The sequence below is a fragment of the Sulfuricurvum sp. genome, from assembly GCF_049305995.1.
GTDB lineage: Bacteria > Campylobacterota > Campylobacteria > Campylobacterales > Sulfurimonadaceae > Sulfuricurvum.
The window spans coordinates 1-1,731 of record NZ_JBAQPS010000014.1 but is presented as its reverse complement, the minus strand read 5'-3'; the positions used below and the strand labels follow the sequence as shown (position 1 = coordinate 1,731).

The 1,731-nt window shown below is 40.4% G+C and carries 4 protein-coding genes; all 4 read left to right on the top strand.

The genetic code is table 11. From position 1 onward, the window contains the following. Window positions 1–360: hypothetical protein (locus WA010_RS00460; protein ID WP_422555213.1), on the top strand; the 360-nt coding region annotated here is incomplete at its 5' end. Beyond that, window positions 361–1,275: a hypothetical protein gene (locus tag WA010_RS00455; RefSeq protein WP_422555212.1), complete on the top strand. Its 915-nt coding sequence runs from the start codon at window positions 361–363 to the stop codon at window positions 1,273–1,275. Further along, window positions 1,272–1,529, top strand: a complete 258-nt coding sequence (locus WA010_RS00450; RefSeq protein ID WP_422555211.1) for a hypothetical protein — start codon at window positions 1,272–1,274, stop codon at window positions 1,527–1,529. The genes WA010_RS00455 and WA010_RS00450 overlap by 4 nt, the downstream gene beginning before the upstream one ends. 10 nt (window positions 1,530–1,539) lie before the next feature. Continuing rightward, on the top strand, window positions 1,540–1,731 hold a 192-nt coding region (locus tag WA010_RS00445), incomplete at its 3' end, for a hypothetical protein (RefSeq protein WP_422555210.1).

The window sequence follows — 1,731 nt, the reverse complement described above, 5'->3', positions numbered from 1 at the left end:
GGATTAGTAGAAGCATGGACAGTATTGGATATGCTGGCTGGTAGTGGTTATTATGATGACCCAAAAGATCAGGCATGGATTAAGCAGGGGATTGATGCGGTTAACTCGCTTTCACCCGAAGAAAAACAACGTTTAAAAGATATGGGCTTCATCCCTTACGACCCTAATGACCCAGAAAATTATAATCCGAACAACCCTATACCTGACCAAGACAAAGATGGTATCCCCGATGATAAAGATTCAGATCGAGATGGTGATGGTATTCCAAATGATAAAGATTCTAGCCCAGACGGAGTGCCACCACCACAGCCAGATCCAAAAAATCCCCATCAACCTCCCTACCCTCCAACTAGACCGTGAATGCATGATCCGCTGGCTTTGGATATGAATCAAGACGGTCAAATCTCTACGATATCGCTTGCCGATTCACAGGTTTATTTTGATCTAACAGGAGACGGAGTAAAAGAAAAAGTGGGGTGGATACAAGCCGTTGACGGACTCGTAGCGTATGATAAAAATCATAATGGAACGATAGACGGTATCAGCGAAGTATTCGGTAAAGAAGGGATCAGTGGATTTGCCGAATTGCGTCAAGTTGCCGACAGTAACTATGACGGTATCATCGACCGACGTGACGAGCTCTACAGTCAGCTCAAAGTATGGCAAGATCTAAACCAAGACGGTATCTCTCAGGCGAATGAGCTTAAAACACTCAGTGAAGCAGGAATCAAAAACATCGAACTAAACGTCATCGGTACCAACATCAACCTAAACGGTAACCTCCTATCCGAAGCAGGACGATACGGAGATAGTGCAGGGGAACGTGAACTGGCGGCTGATATTCAACTGTTAGCACTGGAAAAAGTAATTTCTAATCCAAACAGCACACCACCAGCGAGTATCGATCCGATAACTGAATTATTTCCAAAGATGAGAGGATACGGGTACGTCGAAGACAGTTTCCAAGCCTATAATCTAGACCCGAATTTCAAAGCACTGACACAGCGGTTAATGCAAGATAAAAATGAAGTGAGCAGCAACTTCGAAGAGTTTATCGCTTATTGGTCGGGGTTGAATACTCTGCTGCGAACCGTACAGGAGAAATACGCCCTCACATCCGCTCCGATCCTCTCCGAAATAGATAAGAAGGTATGGATCTACGAACACTTCATGGGAGATGCACGGTTCAGTAGCGGGATCGAATCACGGATTAATGCGACGGCGTTGTGGATGACTAATAATCTAAACTTTAAAAATAGAAAGGTGGCAGTATGATAGATAAAAATGTATTTAGAACAAAAGTTAAAAAAATAGTATCTTTAATTATAAGTGCTATCTTTTTTTGGGTATTTTGGTTTGTAATATCAAATTTTCTTGCTTTTCTTGAATGGGTATATTTTCATCATGATATAAATTTTATTCAGTTTTGGAGATATGGTGGAATGGAATCTAATTTGGGCGTGATTTACGTGCTGGTTAGTTTCTACTTATCCTATCTTATCGTTAAGAAAATAAATATAAAAATTTAAAGGATCAATCATGCAAGACAATAACCTTGGATATGTCGGAGCAATCCCAACAAATATTTCTGTAGTAAATAACATTAATCAAGCATTGGAATATCAGGCTACACATAGCCCCCTAGAAACCATTAAATGGTTTAAAGATATGGTGCGTAATAATGGAGACTGGGACTATAAACAGCAATCATCTGATTATGAAAATTTTGGT

What these genes read in the sequence shown, in the direction of transcription:
- WA010_RS00455 (WP_422555212.1), top strand. Translation starts at nt 361, where the DNA reads ATGCATGATCCGCTGGCTTTGGATATGAATCAAGACGGTCAAATCTCT.
- WA010_RS00450 (WP_422555211.1), top strand. Translation starts at nt 1,272, where the DNA reads ATGATAGATAAAAATGTATTTAGAACAAAAGTTAAAAAAATAGTATCT.